The sequence below is a fragment of the Agromyces cerinus genome, from assembly GCF_016907835.1.
In the GTDB taxonomy this organism is placed as follows: Bacteria; Actinomycetota; Actinomycetes; order Actinomycetales; family Microbacteriaceae; genus Agromyces; species Agromyces nitratus.
The window spans coordinates 1,901,339-1,917,863 of the sequence record NZ_JAFBCT010000001.1 but is presented as its reverse complement, the minus strand read 5'-3'; the positions used below and the strand labels follow the sequence as shown (position 1 = coordinate 1,917,863).

Genomic DNA, 16,525 nt, shown 5'->3' with positions numbered 1-16,525 from the left:
GCGGGCCTCGAACGGGGTAGCCCGTCGGGGCCCGCGACCGCGCTAGCGTAGGGGCATGCGCCGCTCCCGCACCGCACTGATCGGCACCGCTGCCGCTGCCGCGGCCGTCGGACTCGTGGCCGCGCTCGCCGCGGCGCTCCCGGCCGCAGCGGTCATGACCGCAGCTCCGAGCGCCGCAGCCGCAGCATCGCGAACACTCGCCGAGCCTGCGGCATCCGTCATCGGAGATGTCTCGAGCGGCCTCGACGACTTCACCTTCGATTCCTTCGACGCCGTCTACCAGCTCTCGCGCGATGACGGCGGCCGCTCGGTGCTCGACGCGACCGAGACGCTCGTCGCCCGGTTCCCCGAGTTCGACCAGAACCGCGGCATCCGGCGTGCGATCCCGAGCTCCTACCGCGGGCACCCGACCGACATCGAGCAGATCACGGTCTCCGACGGCACCGGCGCGCCGCGTTCGTTCGAGGTCGAGGAGTCCGACGACGACGATGACGGGGACTTCCTCTACGTCACGATCCGCGCCGACGACTTCGTGCACGGCGAGCAGACCTACGTCATCAGCTATCGGCAGCACAACGTCACGCAGCAACCCGACGATGCGAACATCGACGAGTTCTACTGGGATGTGAACGGCACGGGGTGGGCCCAGCCGTTCGGGCGGGTGAGCGCCGAACTGCACCTGAGCGACGACCTCGACGCGGCCCGCACCGGCGCGGTCGCCTGCTATCGCGGCACCGAGGGCTCGAGCACACCCTGCGATTCGCTCCAGGAGGAGTCGCAACCGCCCGTCATCACGGCCGAGGTGTTTGACCTGCTGCCGCTCGAGACGCTCACTCTCGCGCTGGCGTTCGACGCCGACACCTTCGTGCCGCGCGATGAGGCGTTCGGCTCGTCGCCCGCTGCGGTCGGCGGGGCCGTCGCAGCCGTGATCGCCGTGCTCTCCGCGGCGGCGGCGCTGTTCCTGCGTCTCACCCGGTGGCGCGACCATCCCGGGCGCGGCACGATCATCGCCCAGTACGAGCCGCCGCCGGGCGTCTCGACGCTCGTCTCCGCCGATCTGGTCGGGGCGTCGGCGAAGGGCGTGACGGCGACGATCCTCGAACGGGCGGTCGCCGGTCAGTTGCGCATCGTCGAATCCGGCAGGAAGAAGTACGCGGTCGAGTACGTGGGCGGCGGCGCACCTGTCGATCCCGATGCCGATGCGGTCGTGTCGGCGCTCTTCCGCGACCGCCGAGCCGGTGAGCGGCGCGAGCTCGCGAACGACACGGCGCTCGGCAAGCGCCTGTACGGGATCAATCAGGCGATCGGCAAGCGCGTGGTCGCATCGGGCCTGCGCCGCCGGCCAGCCCTCGGGCTCCGGGTGCTGCTCCTCGTGATCGCGGGCGTGGCCGCGATCCTCTCGTTCGTGCTCGGCGTCATGGCGCTCGATGCCCAGATGGGCGGGTTCTGGCCGGCCGTCTGCTTCGGCATCGCGTTCCTCGCGGCGGTGCTGACGCTCGTCGCCGTCGCCAGCGTACGTCCGCTCACCGAGCAGGGCCGCGCGCTCCGCGACCACCTCGAGGGCCTGCGTCTCTACATCCGGCTCGCCGAGGCCGACCGGCTCCGCGTGCTGCAGAGCCCGAGCGGTGCGCTCAGGGTGGAGCGGCCCGCGGCATCCGATGGCGGGGCCGCGTCGACGGATGTCGCGGGCGCACCGGTCTCGACCGTCGCCCTCGACCCGGTGACCGTGCTGAAGCTCAACGAACGGCTGCTGCCCTACGCCGTGCTCTTCGGCCTCGAGCGCGAATGGGCCGAGGTGCTCTCGGCGCTGCACGAGCAGGTCGGCACCGAGCCCTCCTGGTACTCCGGATCCAGCGGGTTCAACGCCGGAGTGCTCGCGTCGGGCATCTCGTCGTTCTCCTCCGCCTCCAGCTCGTCGTGGTCGGGGTCGGCGTCGAGTTCCGGGTCGAGCGGCTCCGGCGGCGGCGGCTCCGCGGGTGGCGGCGGAGGCGGCGGAGGCGGCGGCGGGGTCTGACCGTCACCGTGTCGCGGCCCTCGTGCGCCGGACGCTACTCGGCGGCTGCGCCCGGCTCGTCGCCGAGATCGACCCGGCGCTCGGCGTCGACGCCGGGTACCTCGTCGTCGAGGCTGTCGTCGATCGAGCGCGCGTCGTCGTCGGCAGCGTCGTCGAGTTCCTCGAACTCCATGTCTTGCGACACCGTGAATTCATCATCGGGCGAGAGGTCGTCGCCCGCACCTGCGAGACCGTCCATGAGGCAAGGGTAGGCCTGTCGCGCCGATCTTGCACGGGGTTGAGGCTAGACTGGCTCTGCGCACGACGAATCCGTTCTTCGTCCGACCGCGTGAGCTGGGTGTGAATGAACCCGAGTTCGCGTGCTGCTCGGTTCGGGATTCGCGCACCGCGGGCCACCGACCAGTTCGGTGCCGCCGAGCGGTCTCGACCATCTCACGATGTCGAGGGGGGCGCCGGATTCGGCACAAACGGATTCGGCCCAGACACTGGAGGACCATTGGCCCAGACGAGGCAGCGGCAGCGCACGCGTTCGCGTGACGATGACGCACCGATCATCCCGATCCTCGCGCGCAAGGTGCGCGAGGTGGAGCAGAAGGCGCAGAAGGGCAAGCTCGGCCCGACGAACCGCACGAAGTTCCAGGTGATCGCACTCCTCATGCGCGAAGAGCGCGCCCGGGTCAAGGCCGACACCGAGATCACGGATGCCGCCCGCTCCGAGCTCCTCAAGCGACTCGACGGCATCGCGCAGATCCTCGCGAAGACCGCGGCCCGCGACACGAGCCTCATCGCGCTGCTCGAGCCCGACGCCTCGATCTCGACCGTCGCCCAGCGGTTCCGCCGCGACTGGCTGCTCGAGTCGGGTGCCGAGCTGTCGCCCGATGAACTCATCATCACCCGCGAGGCCGAGGTGACGCCCGTGCTCAGCGAGAACCAGGTGATCCCGGCATCCGTGCGCTCGCGGCAGCTCGCGAACCCGTTCCTCGCACCCGACTTCTCGAAGCAGGCAGCTCCGGTCGTGCCCGTGCGTCGGCTCGCCAACTGGGAGCTGCTCGGTCCGCTGTTCAAGTCGTTCGAGGTCGGCTCCGGTGGTCAGGCGGCCACGATGGAGCTGCCCGAGGCGCCGAAGGTCGACCGGCTCGCGCCGCGCGGCCTCGAGCTCATGAAGCACCAGGCGCGTTTCATCGAAAGCGCTCGGCTGGGGCACCGCACCTTCCTGCTCGCGGACGAGCCGGGTCTCGGCAAGACGGCGCAGTCGGTGCTCGCGGCATCCGTCGCCGGCGCCTACCCGTTGCTCGCGGTCGTGCCGAACGTCGTGAAGATGAACTGGGCGCGCGAGGTCGAGCGGTGGACCCCGCATCGCCGGGCGACCGTCATCCACGGAGACGGCGACACGCTCGACGCCTTCGCCGACGTCGTCGTGGTCAACTACGACGTGCTCGACCGCCACATGGCGTGGCTGTCGACCCTCGGGTTCAAGGGCATGGTCGTCGACGAGGCGCACTTCATCAAGAACCTGCAGTCGCAGCGTTCGAAGAACGTGCTCGCCCTCGCCGACCGCATCCGTCGTGCCGCGCCGGGCGGCGACCCGCTGCTGCTCGCCCTCACGGGCACGCCGCTCATCAACGACGTCGACGACTTCCGCGCGATCTGGAAGTTCCTCGGCTGGATCGAGGGCGACAAGCCCTCGCCCGAACTGCTCGGCAAGCTCGAGGAGTCGGGGCTCACGCCCGCCGAGCCCGGCTTCTACATCGCCGCACGCCGCGCCGTGATCGACCTCGGCATCGTGCGTCGCCGCAAGGTCGACGTCGCCGCCGACCTGCCCGCCAAGCGCATCGCCGACCTGCCCGTCGAACTCGATGACGAACTCGGCCGCTCGGTGCGCGCCGCCGAGCGCGAGCTCGGCAACCGTCTCGCCGGACGCTTCCGCGCACTCGTCGAGGCGCGGCACCTGCGCGTCGGCGACCTCGACGACGACCAGCGCGACCAGTTCATCCGTGCCGTCGCGAGCGCGGAGCTCGAGGAGTCGAAGGCGACGAAGTCGGGTGAGAACGTCTTCACGATGGTGCGACGCATCGGTCAGGCCAAGGCCGGGCTCGCCGCCGACTACGCGGCCCAGCTCGCGCGCTCGGTCGGCAAGGTCGTCTTCTTCGCCAAGCACATCGACGTCATGGACCAGGCCGAGGCGGCCTTCGCAGCTCGTGAGCTGCGCACCGTGTCGCTCCGGGGCGACCAGACGGCCCTGCAGCGCCAGGCCGCGATCGACGCGTTCAACAACGACCCCGAGGTCGCCGTCGCCGTCTGCTCGCTCACTGCGGCAGGCGTCGGCGTGAACCTTCAGGCCGCGTCGAACGTCGTGCTCGCCGAGCTCAGCTGGACCGCCGCCGAGCAGACGCAGGCCATCGACCGCGTGCACCGCATCGGTCAGGACGAGCCCGTCACCGCGTGGCGCATCATCGCCGCGCACACCATCGATGCGCGCATCGCCGAACTCATCGACTCGAAGCAGGGGCTCGCAGCCCGTGCGCTCGACGGCAGCGATGTCGAGCCCGGTTCGGCGGACTCGGTGCAGTTGGACGCCCTGCAGCACCTGCTGCGTCAGGCGCTCGACGGCGCGCTGTAGGTCGATTCGAGGCACGGCGCACGGCTCGGGTGACCCGGGTCGGAAGGGGAAGTCGAGGTTCGCTAGACTTCCGGAGTCGTGCCCCGATGAAGCGGCTCCGGCGACGAACCCCAGAGCAACAAGGAGTCCCACGAGCATGAAGATCGGCATCCTCACATCGGGCGGCGACTGCCCCGGCCTCAACGCGGTCATCCGCGGTTCCGTGCTGAAGGGCGTCATCTCGTACGACACCGAGTTCGTCGGCTTCCGCAACGGCTGGCGCGGCGTCGTCGAAGAGGACATCGTGCCCATCGTGCGCCACGACGTGCGCGGCCTCGCCAAGCAGGGCGGCACGATCCTCGGCTCGAGCCGCACCAACCCGTTCGAGGGCGAGGGCGGCGGCCCCGAGAAGATCCAGGAGATGCTCGACCGCAACGGCATCGACGCGATCGTCGCGATCGGCGGCGAGGGCACGCTGACCGCAGCCCGTCGCCTCTACGACGAGGGCGGCATCAAGGTCATCGGCGTGCCGAAGACGATCGACAACGACCTCGCGGCCACCGACTACTCATTCGGCTTCGACACGGCCGTGCAGATCGCGACCGAGGCCATCGACCGCCTGCGCACGACGGCCGACTCGCACGGGCGCTGCATGGTGCTCGAGGTCATGGGCCGCCACGTGGGCTGGATCGCCCTGCACTCGGGCATGGCCGGCGGGGCGCACGCGATCCTCATCCCCGAGCAGCCGCAGTCGATCGAGCAGATCACCGAGTGGGTCGAGTCGGTGCGCGATCGCGGCCGGGCGCCGCTGGTCGTCGTCGCCGAAGGCTTCAAGTTCGACGACATGGCCGAGGCGCACTCGCACAAGGGCCTCGACGCGTTCAACCGCCCCCGCCTCGGCGGCATCGCCGAGCTCATCGCTCCCATGATCGAGGAGCGCACGGGCATCGAGTCCCGTGCCACGGTGCTCGGTCACATCCAGCGCGGCGGCGAGCCGACCGCATTCGACCGCGTGCTCGCGACGCGCCTCGGCATGGCCGTGGTCGACGCGGTCTACGACGGCGCATGGGGATCGATGGTCACCCTCCGCGGCACCGACATCCAGACCGTCTCGATCGCCGACGCGGTCGGCACCCTCAATCAGGTGCCGCAGTCGCGCTACGACGAGGCGAAGATCCTCTTCGGCTGAGCGTGCCACTGCCCCAGGTGTGCGTCTGCTACCTCCTGCGCGAGCGGGCGGGGCGCGTGGAGGTGCTCCTGGGGCGCAAGAAGCACGGCCTCGGCATGGGCTACTTCGTCGCGCCCGGCGGCAAGCTCGAGCCGGGCGAGTCGGCGACGGATGCCGCGGTGCGCGAGGTCTTCGAGGAGTCGGGTCTCGTCGTCGCGACGGCCGACCTCGAGCCGCGCGGCATCCTGAGCTACCTCTTCCCGCACAAGGAGTCGTGGAGCCAGGAGTCCAACGTGTTCGTGTGCCGCAGCTGGACGGGCGAGCCCGTGCCGTCGGACGAGCTCGACCCCGTGTGGTTCGACGTGCGCGAGATCCCGCTCGACGAGATGTGGGACGACGCGAGCCGGTGGCTGCCCGACGTGCTCGCCGGCGGCACGGTGCGGCGCACCTTCGTGTTCGGTGCCGACCTCGCTACGGTGGTGGAGGAGCACAGCACCGTCACGTAGGATCGATTCGTGCATGGCGGACTTGCTTCTGCAAGGCACGTCCCTTGAACATCTGGTGAACTCCCTCATCCGGGAGTCACCGATCCCAGAGAAAGACGCCGGTGGATCTCACCCTCATCGTCGTGCTGGTCATCGCACTGGCGCTCTTCTTCGACTTCACCAACGGGTTCCACGACACCGCCAACGCGATGGCGACCCCCATCGCCACGGGTGCGCTGAAGCCGAAGGTCGCCGTCGGGCTCGCCGCGATCCTGAACCTGATCGGCGCGTTCCTCTCCACCGAGGTGGCCAAGACCATCTCGGGCGGCATCATCAAAGAGGACGACATGGGCTCGCTCGCGCCAGAGCTCATCTTCGCGGGCCTCATCGGCGCGATCGTGTGGAACATGATCACGTGGCTGCTCGGCCTGCCGTCGTCGTCGAGCCACGCGCTCTTCGGCGGGCTGATCGGCGCGGTGATCGTGGGTGCGGGCATCGGCGCGATCGATTTCGCGGTCGTGATGTCGAAGGTCATCCTGCCCGCGCTGCTCGCCCCGGTGACGGCAGGGCTCATCGCCTACGGCGCGACGAAGCTCGCCTACGCCATCACCCGGCGCTACGATGGCAAGCCCGACGGGCGCGACCGGTTCCGCCACGCGCAGATCTTCTCCTCGTCGCTCGTCGCCCTCGCGCACGGCACCAACGACGCGCAGAAGACGATGGGCGTCATCACCCTGACCCTCGTCGCTGCTGGCCTGCAGCCCGCCGGCTCCGAGGTGCAGCTCTGGGTCATCGTCACCTGCGCCATTGCGATCGCCCTCGGCACGTACATGGGCGGCTGGCGCATCATCAAGACGCTCGGCACCGGCCTGACCGACGTGAAGCCCGCACAGGGCTTCGCCGCCGAGACCGCGACCGCCGCGACCATCCTGGCCTCGAGCCACGTCGGCTTCGCCCTGTCGACCACCCAGGTCGCCTCGGGCTCGGTCATCGGCTCCGGCCTCGGCCGCAGGGGTTCGAAGGTGCGCTGGCGCACCGCCGGCCGCATCGGTGTCGGCTGGCTCCTGACCTTGCCGGCGGCGGGCGGCGTGGGCGCACTCGCCGCGGTCGTCGCCCATCTCGGCGTCATCGGCATCATCATCGACACCATCGTCGGCGTCTCCGTGATCATCGGCATCTTCCTCTGGTCGCGGCGCAACGAGGTCTCCCACCACAATGTGGTGAGCGAGGTCGCCCACTCGGGGCGCGCCGTGAAGATCAAGCGCAACCCGAAGCCGAAGAAGAAGGTGACCTCGTGATCGACCTGGGTGCGTTCCTCCTCGTCTTCGTCTCCGCCATGATCGGCACGATCGTCGTGGTCTCCGCATACGCCCTCGGCGTCCGGCTCCTCACGCTGTCGGGGCGCACACCCATCGTGACGCCCGCCGAGTTCACCGACGCGATCACCGTGGTGACACCCGCCGAGATCCGCCAGGCCGAGAAGCGAGCGGCCAAGGCGGCGAAGAAGAGCCCGCTGAGCGAACGACAGAAACGCGCTGCGCTCGTCGGCGCATGGGCGTGCTTCGTCGTCAGCGGCGCGGCCGTGATCTACGGCATCTACCTGATCGTCGGCGAGCACGTCATCAAGCTGTTCACCTGAGCCACTCCAGTCCACCCGTCGCGCCCTCCTGGGCGCGTCCCTCATCGAAGGTTCCCGGATGACCACTGAAACGACGACCGAGACGACCCCTGAGGCGGCACCGCAGAGCGAGACGCCGCGGCATCCCGTCGATCGCTTCTTCGAGATCACCAAGCGCGGCTCCACCGTCGGCACCGAGGTGCGCGGCGGCATCGTCACCTTCGTGACGATGGCCTACATCGTGATCCTCAACCCGATCATCCTGTCGGCCGGCGTCGACGTCGACGGCAACCAGCTCGGGTTCGCCCAGGTCTCTGCCGTCACGGGCCTCACCGCCGGTGTCATGACGATCCTGTTCGGCCTCGTCGCCCGGCTCCCGTTCGGCTTCGCCGCCGGCCTCGGCATCAACTCGTTCCTCGCGGTCTCGGTCGTCGGCCAGGTCACCTGGCCGGAGGCGATGGGCCTCGTCGTCATCAACGGCCTCATCATCGTGCTGCTCGCCGCGACCGGCCTCCGGCGTCTCATCTTCGATGCCGTGCCGATCCAGCTGAAGCTCGCGATCACCGTCGGCATCGGCGTCTTCATCGCGTTCATCGGCTTCGTCAACGCGGGCTTCGTCACGTCGACCGGCGACCCGTCGCCGCCCGTCGGCCTCGGCGTCGACGGCTCCGTCGCGACCGTGCCGACCCTCGTCTTCATCGTCACCCTGCTGCTCACCGGCATCCTCGTGGCACGCAAGGTCAAGGGCGGCATCCTCATCGGCCTCGTCTCGGGCACGGTGCTCGCGGTCGTCGTCGAGGCGATCTGGAACCTCGGCCCGATGTTCGCCGGCGACGAGTTCAACGCGGGCGGCTGGAGCCTCTCGGTGCCCGAGCTCACCGGCTCGATCGTGAGCCTGCCCGACCTCTCGCTCGTCGGACAGGTCTCGTTCGGCAGCTTCGAGCGCATCGGCGTGCTCGCCGCCGTCATGCTCGTCTTCACGCTCGTCTTCACGAACTTCTTCGACGCCATGGGCACGATGACCGGTCTCTCGAAAGAGGCGCAGCTCGCCGACGCGAAGGGCGACTTCCCCCGCCTGAAGTCCGCGCTGATCGTCGAGGGCGTCGGCGCCGTCGCCGGTGGCTACGCCTCGGCATCGTCGAACACGGTCTTCATCGAGTCGGGCGCCGGCATCGGCGAGGGTGCTCGCACGGGCCTCGCGAACATCGTGACGGGCCTGCTGTTCCTCGCCGCGATGTTCTTCACGCCGCTCGTCTCGATCGTGCCGACCGAGGTCGCCTCGGCGGCGCTCGTCATCGTCGGTGCGCTCATGATGGCGCAGATCAGGCACATCGACTTCTCGGAGTTCTCGGTGCTGCTGCCGGTGTTCCTCGCGATCACCGTCATGCCCCTCACCTACTCGATCGCCAACGGCATCGGCGCGGGCTTCATCGCCTGGGTCGTCGTGCGCTCGCTGTCGGGCAAGGCTCGCGAGATCAGTCCGCTGCTCTGGATCGTCGCGGCCGGCTTCCTCGTCTACTTCGCACGTGGGCCGGTCGAGGCGCTCTTCGCCTGACCTTCCGCTGAAACGACGGATGCCCCGGGGCCGATCGGCCCCGGGGCATCCGTCGTTCGTGCACCGGCTCGTGCGAGCCGCGCGGCTCAGTTCGTGCCGCGCGCCTTGGCGATGCCGTTCATGAGGTGGTAGATCACGATGGCGGCGATCGTGCCGAGCGCGATGCCGTTGAACGAGACCCCGCCGACCGCGAACGTGAAGTCCGCGATGCCGATGATGAGGGCCGTCGCCGCCGTGAACTGGTTCACCGGCTTCGAGAAGTCGACCTTGTTGTCGAGCCAGATCTTCACGCCGATGATGCCGATGAGGCCGTAGAGCGCCGTCGTGACGCCGCCGAGCACGCCCGCCGGGATCGTGTTGATGACCTCGCCGAACTTGGGGGAGAGGCCGAGCAGCACGGCGACGATGCCCGCGATCCAGTAGGCGGCGGTCGAGTAGATGCGGGTCGCGGCCATGACGCCGATGTTCTCGCCGTAGGTGGTCGTGCCCGAGCCGCCGAAGAAGCCGGCGATCGTCGTGGCGAGGCCGTCGGCGAAGAGCGCGCGTCCGGTCGACCGGTTCACCGACGGGTCGGTCATCTGCGCGACGCCCTTGATGTGGCCGACGTTCTCGGCGATGAGCACGAGCACGACGGGCAGGAACGCGGGGAGGAAGCCCCACACGGCGGCGTCGGCGAAGGGGTTCGCGGGCGGGTGGAAGGTCGGCAGGCCGATCCACGCGGCCTCCGCGATGCGCGTGAAGTCGATCTCGCCCTGGATCGCCGCGGCGACATAGCCGATCACGACGCCGACGAGGATCGACATGCGACCGAGGATGCCGCGGAAGGCGACGCTCGCGATGATGACGGCGGCGAGCGTGATGAGCGCGGTGAGCGGGGCGAGCATGAAGTTGTTCTTCGCGGCCGGCGCGAGGTTGAAGCCGATGAGCGCGACGATCGCACCCGCGACGACGGGCGGCATGAGCACGTCGATCCAGCGCGTGCCGACCCACTGCACGAGGAGGCCGACGAGGGCGAGCAGCACACCGACGACGACGATGCCGAAGAGCGCGGCGCCCATGGGGTCGCCGATGCCCTTCGCGCCCATCGCTGCGCTGATCGGGGCGATGAACGCGAACGAGGAGCCGAGGTAGCTCGGCACCCGATTCTTCGTGATCACGAGGAAGAGGATGGTGCCGAGACCCGAGAAGAACAGCGTCGTCGCGGGCGGGAAGCCCGTGAGGATCGGCACGAGGAAGGTCGCACCGAACATGGCGACGACGTGCTGGGCGCCGAGGCCGATCGTGCGGGGCCAGCTCAGGCGCTCACCGGGGGCGACGACCTCGCCGGGGTTGACGTTCTTGCCGTCGCCGTGGATGGTCCAGGGCAGAGTCATGCTGCTCCGTTTCATGGGAGGGGAAGGGTGGGGATCCATCCGATCGTATCGGGGGGATAGCCCCATACCGCGCGATTCCGCGGGTCCGTAGCGTGGAAGCACGCCCGAAAACGGGCACCCACGAACAGGAGACAAATCACATGACCACCGTCACCGACACCGCAACCCAGGCGCCGTTCGCGGAGCCGAACCCCTACGCCGCGCCGGCCGCGGAGACGAACGGGTTCAGCATCGCGAGCCTCGTGCTCGGCATCGTCTCCATCGTGGCGAGCTCGACCTTCTTCGTGCCGGTGGCCGGGCTCGTGCTCGGCATCCTGGCGCTGAAGCGCGAGCCCGCGTCGCGCACCATGGCCATCTGGGGCATCGTGCTGAACGCCGTGATGCTCGCGGGCACCGTGCTCTTCGGGCTCATCGCGATCGTCTTCGGGCTCGCGATGCTGCCGTTCGCGTTCCTCTGAGTTCGCGCCTGAGACGGGCCGCCTCCCTCGGGAGGCGGCCCGTCTCCGCGTTCACGGCGACGGCGAGGCGAGCGGATGCCGCGGCATCCGCTCAGGCGTAGAAGCCGCGCAGCAGCGCCTCGGTGCCCTCGAGGTGCTCGGCCATGGCGCTCGCGGCGTCGTCGGGGCTGCCCCGGAGGATCGCGCCGACGATCGCCCGGTGCTGCTCGTTCGAGTGCGCGATGTTCGGCGCGAGCAGGGGAATGCCGTCGAGGAGCTCGTTGACCCGCATGCGCACGTCGGCGACGAGCGGGATCACGCTCGGCGCCCCGAGCACCTCGGCGATCAGCAGGTGCAGGCGGGAGTCCGCCATGCGGTACTGCTCGCCCACGGCGGCGCTGCACTCCTCGTAGGCCTGCCAGAGCCGCTCGCGGTCGTTGCCCGACAGCTCGCTCTCGGCAGCGCGGTGCGCGGCGCCGACCTCGATCACCGAGCGCAGCGCGAGCGTGTCCTCGAGCCGGCCGGAGGTCACGAACGGGTCGTCGGCCGTGCCCGGCGATGCGGGGAGCGCCACGGGCAGCTCGTCGGAGACGAAGGTGCCGCCGTAGCGTCCGCGCCGGGCCACGACCCATCCGGCGTCGGCGAGCGAGCCGATGGCCTCGCGCAGCGTGTCGCGACTGACCTCGAGCATGGCGGCCAGCTCGCGCTCGGCGGGCAGTCGCTCGCCGGGGCCGATGAGCCCCAACCGGATCGACTGCAGCAGCCGCTGCACCGTCTCCTCGAAGGCGTTGGCGGGGCGCGCCGGGGTGAGCAGCAGCCCGGCGCTCAGCACCTCGGCCGGTTCGGCCTGCTCGGCCTGCTCGTCGTCCACCGCATCGCCCATGCTTCGAGCCTAGAGCGGTGTGACGTAGGCCGAGCTGATGCCGCCGTCGACGAGGAACGTCGAGCCGGTGATGAACGAGGCATCGTCGCTCGCGAGGAACGCGACCGCCGCCGCGAGCTCCTCGGGTTCGGCGAAGCGACCCACGGGGATGTGCACGAGGCGGCGCTGCGCACGCTCCTGGTCCTTCGCGAACAGCTCCTGCAGCAGCGGCGTGTTCACCGGGCCCGGGCAGAGCGCGTTCACGCGGATGCCCTGCCGTGCGAACTGCACGCCGAGCTCGCGGCTCATCGCGAGCACGCCGCCCTTCGACGCCGTGTACGAGATCTGCGAGGTCGCCGACCCCAGCACCGCCACGAACGAGGCCGTGTTGATGATCGAGCCGCGCCCCTGCGCGACCATGTGCCGCAGGGCCGCGCGCGAGCACAGGTAGACCGACTTCAGGTTGACGTCCTGCACCTTCTGCCAGGCCGGCAGCTCGGTCGTCTCGATCGAGTCGTCGTCGGGCGGCGAGATGCCCGCGTTGTTGAAGGCGATGTCGACCGAGCCGTAGACGCGGGCGGCCTCGTCGAAGAGGTGGTCGACCTGGGCCTCGTCGGTGACGTCGACCTGCACGAACAGTCCGCCGACGAGTTCGGCGGCTGCCGGTCCGGTCGTGGCGTCCATGTCGCCGATGACGACGTGCGCGCCCTCGGCTGCGAGGCGCTTGGCTGTCGCGAGGCCGATGCCCGAGGCGCCGCCGGTGATCACGGCCACGCGGCCGGCGAGGCGCTGGGTGAGGTCGATGCGTGGAAGGTCGGTCATGGTGCTCCTGTCGTAGGGTTCGTGTCGTCAGTCGACGGCGAGGAAGACGTTCTTGGTCTCGGTGAAGGCGAGTGGAGCGTCGGGTCCGAGCTCGCGGCCGAGGCCCGACTGCTTGAACCCGCCGAACGGCGTCGAGTAGCGCACCGAGGAGTGCGAGTTCACCGAGAGGTTGCCCGACTCGACGGCTCGGGCGACGCGGATGCCGCGGCTCAGGTCGCGGGTCCAGATCGAGCCCGAGAGGCCGTACTCGCTCGCATTCGCGAAGCGCACCGCGTCGTCTTCGTCGTCGAACGGGAACACCGAGACGACGGGGCCGAAGATCTCCTCGCGGGCGGTGCGCGAGTCGCGCGCGGGCGTGAGCACGGTGGGCGGGAACCAGAAGCCCGGGCCCGTGGGCGCGGTGGCGCGGAACGCGAGCTCCGAGTCGTCCGGCACGAAGGAGCGCACGCGCTCGAGGTGGGCTTCGGCGACGAGCGGGCCCATCTCGGTCGCCTCGTCGGCGGGATCGCCGACCCGAACACCCGCGACAGCGGGTTCGAGCAGCTCCATGAAGCGCTCGTAGACGCTCCGCTCGACGAGGATCCGGCTGCGCGCGCAGCAGTCCTGGCCGGCGTTCTCGAAGACGCCGTAGGGCGCGGTCGCCGCGGCGCGTTCGAGGTCGGCGTCGGCGAAGACGATGTTGGCGCTCTTGCCGCCGAGTTCGAGGGTCACGCGCTTCACCTGGTCGGCGCAGCCCGACATGATCTGCTTGCCGATCTCGGTCGAGCCGGTGAAGACGATCTTGCGCACGGTCTCGTTCGTCACGAAGCGCTGGCCGACGACCGATCCCTTGCCGGGGATCACCTGGAAGAGGCCGTCGGGAAGGCCCGCCTCGAGCCCGAGTTCGGCGAGTCGCATGCTCGTGAGCGGGGTCCACTCGGCGGGCTTCAGCACGACGGCGTTGCCGGCCGCGAGCGCGGGCGCGAAGCCCCACGCGGCGATCGTCATCGGGAAGTTCCACGGCGTGATCACGCCGACGACGCCGAGCGGCTCCTGGAAGGTGACGTCGAGACCGCCCGCCACGGGGATCTGACGGCCGAAGAGACGTTCGGGCGAGGCGGAGTAGTACTCGAGCACGTCGCGCACGTGCCCCGCCTCCCACCGGGCCTGGCTGATCGGATGCCCCGAATTGCGCATCTCGATGGCCGCGAGCTCCTCGACCGCGCCGTCGACGGCGTCGGCGAAGCGGCGGAGGAGGCGTGCACGATCGACGGGCGCGAGGCGGGCCCAGTCGCGCTGCGCCGCGGCGGCGCGGGCGATCGCGGCATCGGTGTCTTCGATCGACGCGGCGGCGACCGTGGTCACGACGCTCTCGTCGGCGGGGTTGACGATCGTGTGGGTCACTGGGCGGTCCTTTCGGAAGGGGCGTTCGAGGCAGCGGTCGCGGAGCGTGCGGCGCGGTGCTCGCGGGCCGCGTCGACGAGTCCGGCGAAGAGCCGGCGGTCGGCGGCGTTCTCCTCGGGATGCCATTGCACCCCGATGCCGAACGGCACCGTCTCGAGCTCGACGGCCTCGATGACGCCGTCGTCGGTGCGGGCGGTCACCCGCAGGCCGTCGGCCACCTCGTCGAGCGCCTGGTGGTGGTAGACGTGGATCGGCAGGGGAGTCGCGGCGTCACCGAGCACGGCCGCCAGACGCGAGTCGGGCTCGACGATCGCGGCGGTCTCGCCGAATTGCGCGGGCCCCGGCTGATAGGCGTCGCTGCCGACGACGTCGGGCAGGTGCTGCACGAGCGTGCCGCCGAGCGCCACGTTCAGCATCTGTGCGCCGCGGCAGATGCCGAGGAACGGCAGCTCGAGGTCGATGGCCGCGGTCAGCAGGTGGTCCTCCCATTCGTCGCGATCGGTGCGCGGCGCGCCGGTGCGCTCGTGCGGCGTCTGGCCGTAGCGCGCGGGGTCGACGTCGGCGCCGCCCGAGACGATGAGCCCGTCGAGCGTGCCGAGCACGGCCCGCGCGGTCGCGTCGTCAGCGGGTTGCGGCGGCAGCAGCACGGCGATGCCGCCCGCGTCGGTGACGGCGTCGATGTAGACCTTCGGCAGGAAGGAGGCCCGCACGTCCCACACCCCGGTCTGCGCCTGCTCGAGGTAGGTCGTGATGCCGATCACCGGTGCCGGTGCCGGTGCCGGTGCGGGCGCCGTGGCTGGCGCATCCGTCATCGGCTCAGAGTCGTTCGAAGCCACGCACCCGCTCCCAGTCCGTGACGGCCGCGTCGTAGGCGGCGAGCTCGATGCGTGCGTTGTTCAGGTAGTGCTCGACGACCTCGTCGCCGAACGCCTCGCGGGCGATCGCCGAGCCTGCGAAGAGGTCGGCCGACTCCCGCAGCGTCGCCGGCACGCGCGCCACGTCGCTCTCGTAGGCGTTGCCCTCGAACAGGTCGTCGAGCTCGAGCTCGCCGTCGATGCCCGCGAGGCCCGCTGCGATGAGGGCGGCGACCGCGAGGTACTGGTTCACGTCGCCGCCCGGCACCCGGTTCTCGACGCGCATGCCGAGCCCGCGCCCCACGACGCGCAGCGCGCACGTGCGGTTGTCGAGACCCCAGGCGATCGCGGTCGGGGCGAAGCTGCCCGCGACATAGCGCTTGTACGAGTTGATGTTCGGTGCGGAGAAGAGCGTGAGCTCGCGCATCGCGGCGACCTGGCCCGCGAGGAACCGACGGAACAGGGTCGACATGCCGTGCGGGGCATCCGGGTCGCTGAAGACCGCTTCGCCGTTCTCGCCGCGCAGGGAGATGTGGATGTGGCAGCTGTTGCCCTCGCGCTCGTTGAACTTCGCCATGAAGGTCAGCGACTTGCCGTGCCGGTCGGCGATCTCCTTCGCACCGTTCTTGTAGACGGAGTGGTTGTCGCACGTGCCGAGCGCATCCGTGTAGCGGAATGCGATCTCCTGCTGGCCGAGGTTGCACTCGCCCTTCACGCCCTCGCAGTACATGCCCGCGCCGTCCATCGAGTTCCGGATGTCGCGGAGCAGTGGCTCCATGCGCGTCGAGGCGAGCAGAGCGTAGTCGATGTTGTAGTCGCTGGCCGGCGTGAGCTCGCGGTAGCCCTTCTGCCAGGCGGTGCGGAACGAGTCGTCGAAGACGATGAACTCGAGCTCGGTGCCGACGAAGGCGGTGAGGCCGCGCTCGGCGAGTCGTTCGAGCTGCCGCTGCAGGATGCGCCGGGGCGAGGCCTCGACGGAGGCGCCGTCGAGCCATTGCAGGTCGGCCGTGACGAGCGCCGTCGCCTCGAGCCAGGGCGCCATGCGCAGGGTCTGGAAGTCGGGGATCATCGCCATGTCGCCGTAGCCGCGCTCCCAGCTCGACATCGCATAGCCGTCGACGGTGTTCATGTCGACGTCGACGGCGAGCAGGTAGTTGCAGCACTCCGCGCCGTGCGCGGCGACATCCTCGAGGAAGAGCCGCGCCGAGACGCGTTTGCCGACGAGCCGGCCCTGCATGTCGGTGAAGGCGACGATGACGGTGTCGACGTGGCCGTCGGCGACCGCGCCGCGCAACGCGTCGAGGGTGAGGTATCCGGTGGGTGCCGTCATCCGCTTTGCCTCCGTGGGTCGTGAA

General features: G+C 70.0%; 15 protein-coding genes. 8 read left to right on the top strand and 7 right to left on the bottom strand.

Annotated features, from left to right (window positions below):
• Positions 1–55 precede the first annotated feature (55 nt).
• Positions 56–2,014, top strand: coding sequence for a DUF2207 domain-containing protein (locus JOE59_RS08925; RefSeq protein ID WP_204459937.1), 1,959 nt, complete (start codon positions 56–58; stop codon positions 2,012–2,014).
• 34 nt (positions 2,015–2,048) lie between these two features.
• Here the strand turns inward: JOE59_RS08925 and JOE59_RS08920 are convergent, their stop codons facing one another.
• Complete coding sequence (locus JOE59_RS08920) at positions 2,049–2,252, bottom strand: hypothetical protein (protein ID WP_204459935.1); 204 nt, start codon at positions 2,250–2,252, stop codon at positions 2,049–2,051.
• 258 nt (positions 2,253–2,510) lie between these two features.
• Here JOE59_RS08920 and JOE59_RS08915 point away from each other — a divergent pair, with 258 nt between their 5' ends.
• The 6 genes from JOE59_RS08915 to JOE59_RS08890 all read left to right on the top strand — a co-directional run bounded on the left by JOE59_RS08915 (position 2,511) and on the right by JOE59_RS08890 (position 9,439).
• Entirely contained in the window at positions 2,511–4,634 is a 2,124-nt protein-coding gene (locus JOE59_RS08915) for a DEAD/DEAH box helicase (RefSeq protein ID WP_239560163.1), read from the top strand.
• Between the two features lie 136 nt (positions 4,635–4,770).
• Positions 4,771–5,802, top strand: a complete 1,032-nt coding sequence (locus tag JOE59_RS08910; RefSeq protein ID WP_204459930.1) for a 6-phosphofructokinase — start codon at positions 4,771–4,773, stop codon at positions 5,800–5,802.
• A gap of 2 nt (positions 5,803–5,804) precedes the next feature.
• Positions 5,805–6,287, top strand: a complete 483-nt coding sequence (locus JOE59_RS08905; protein WP_204459928.1) for an 8-oxo-dGTP diphosphatase — start codon at positions 5,805–5,807, stop codon at positions 6,285–6,287.
• 101 nt (positions 6,288–6,388) lie between these two features.
• The gene (locus JOE59_RS08900; RefSeq protein WP_204459926.1) at positions 6,389–7,564 is read left to right on the top strand and encodes an inorganic phosphate transporter; all 1,176 of its coding nucleotides are present in this window, start codon (positions 6,389–6,391) and stop codon (positions 7,562–7,564) included.
• Positions 7,561–7,905 carry a peptidase gene (locus tag JOE59_RS08895; protein ID WP_307837012.1) on the top strand — a complete coding sequence of 115 codons (345 nt, stop codon included), beginning with the start codon at positions 7,561–7,563 and terminating at the stop codon, positions 7,903–7,905. The genes JOE59_RS08900 and JOE59_RS08895 overlap by 4 nt, the downstream gene beginning before the upstream one ends.
• 58 nt (positions 7,906–7,963) lie before the next feature.
• Positions 7,964–9,439, top strand: a complete 1,476-nt coding sequence (locus JOE59_RS08890; RefSeq protein WP_204459923.1) for an NCS2 family permease — start codon at positions 7,964–7,966, stop codon at positions 9,437–9,439.
• An 86-nt stretch (positions 9,440–9,525) separates the two neighbouring features.
• On the opposite strand, the gene JOE59_RS08885 is transcribed toward JOE59_RS08890, so the two are convergent.
• Positions 9,526–10,812 (bottom strand): uracil-xanthine permease family protein, encoded by a 1,287-nt coding sequence (locus JOE59_RS08885; RefSeq protein ID WP_204459921.1) that lies wholly within the window; start codon positions 10,810–10,812, stop codon positions 9,526–9,528.
• Positions 10,813–10,952: 140 nt separating this feature from the next.
• Between JOE59_RS08885 and JOE59_RS08880 the strand changes: the two genes are divergently transcribed.
• Positions 10,953–11,270, top strand: a complete 318-nt coding sequence (locus tag JOE59_RS08880) for a DUF4190 domain-containing protein (protein WP_204459919.1) — start codon at positions 10,953–10,955, stop codon at positions 11,268–11,270.
• A gap of 91 nt (positions 11,271–11,361) precedes the next feature.
• Here JOE59_RS08880 and JOE59_RS08875 read toward each other — a convergent pair whose 3' ends face one another.
• The 5 genes from JOE59_RS08875 to JOE59_RS08855 are packed head-to-tail and all read right to left on the bottom strand — an operon-like array spanning position 11,362 to position 16,500.
• Positions 11,362–12,132, bottom strand: a complete 771-nt coding sequence (locus tag JOE59_RS08875; RefSeq protein ID WP_204459918.1) for a FadR/GntR family transcriptional regulator — start codon at positions 12,130–12,132, stop codon at positions 11,362–11,364.
• 9 nt (positions 12,133–12,141) lie between these two features.
• The gene (locus JOE59_RS08870) at positions 12,142–12,933 is read right to left on the bottom strand and encodes a 3-oxoacyl-ACP reductase (protein ID WP_179549736.1); all 792 of its coding nucleotides are present in this window, start codon (positions 12,931–12,933) and stop codon (positions 12,142–12,144) included.
• Between the two features lie 27 nt (positions 12,934–12,960).
• A complete protein-coding gene (locus JOE59_RS08865) occupies positions 12,961–14,316 on the bottom strand; it encodes an aldehyde dehydrogenase family protein (protein ID WP_204463493.1) in 1,356 nt (451 codons plus the stop codon).
• Positions 14,313–15,128: a gamma-glutamyl-gamma-aminobutyrate hydrolase family protein gene (locus JOE59_RS08860; RefSeq protein WP_204459917.1), complete on the bottom strand. Its 816-nt coding sequence runs from the start codon at positions 15,126–15,128 to the stop codon at positions 14,313–14,315. Before JOE59_RS08860 ends, JOE59_RS08865 begins: the two co-directional genes overlap by 4 nt.
• 4 nt (positions 15,129–15,132) lie before the next feature.
• Entirely contained in the window at positions 15,133–16,500 is a 1,368-nt protein-coding gene (locus tag JOE59_RS08855; RefSeq protein WP_204459916.1) for a glutamine synthetase family protein, read from the bottom strand.
• Between the last annotated feature and the right edge of the window lie 25 nt (positions 16,501–16,525).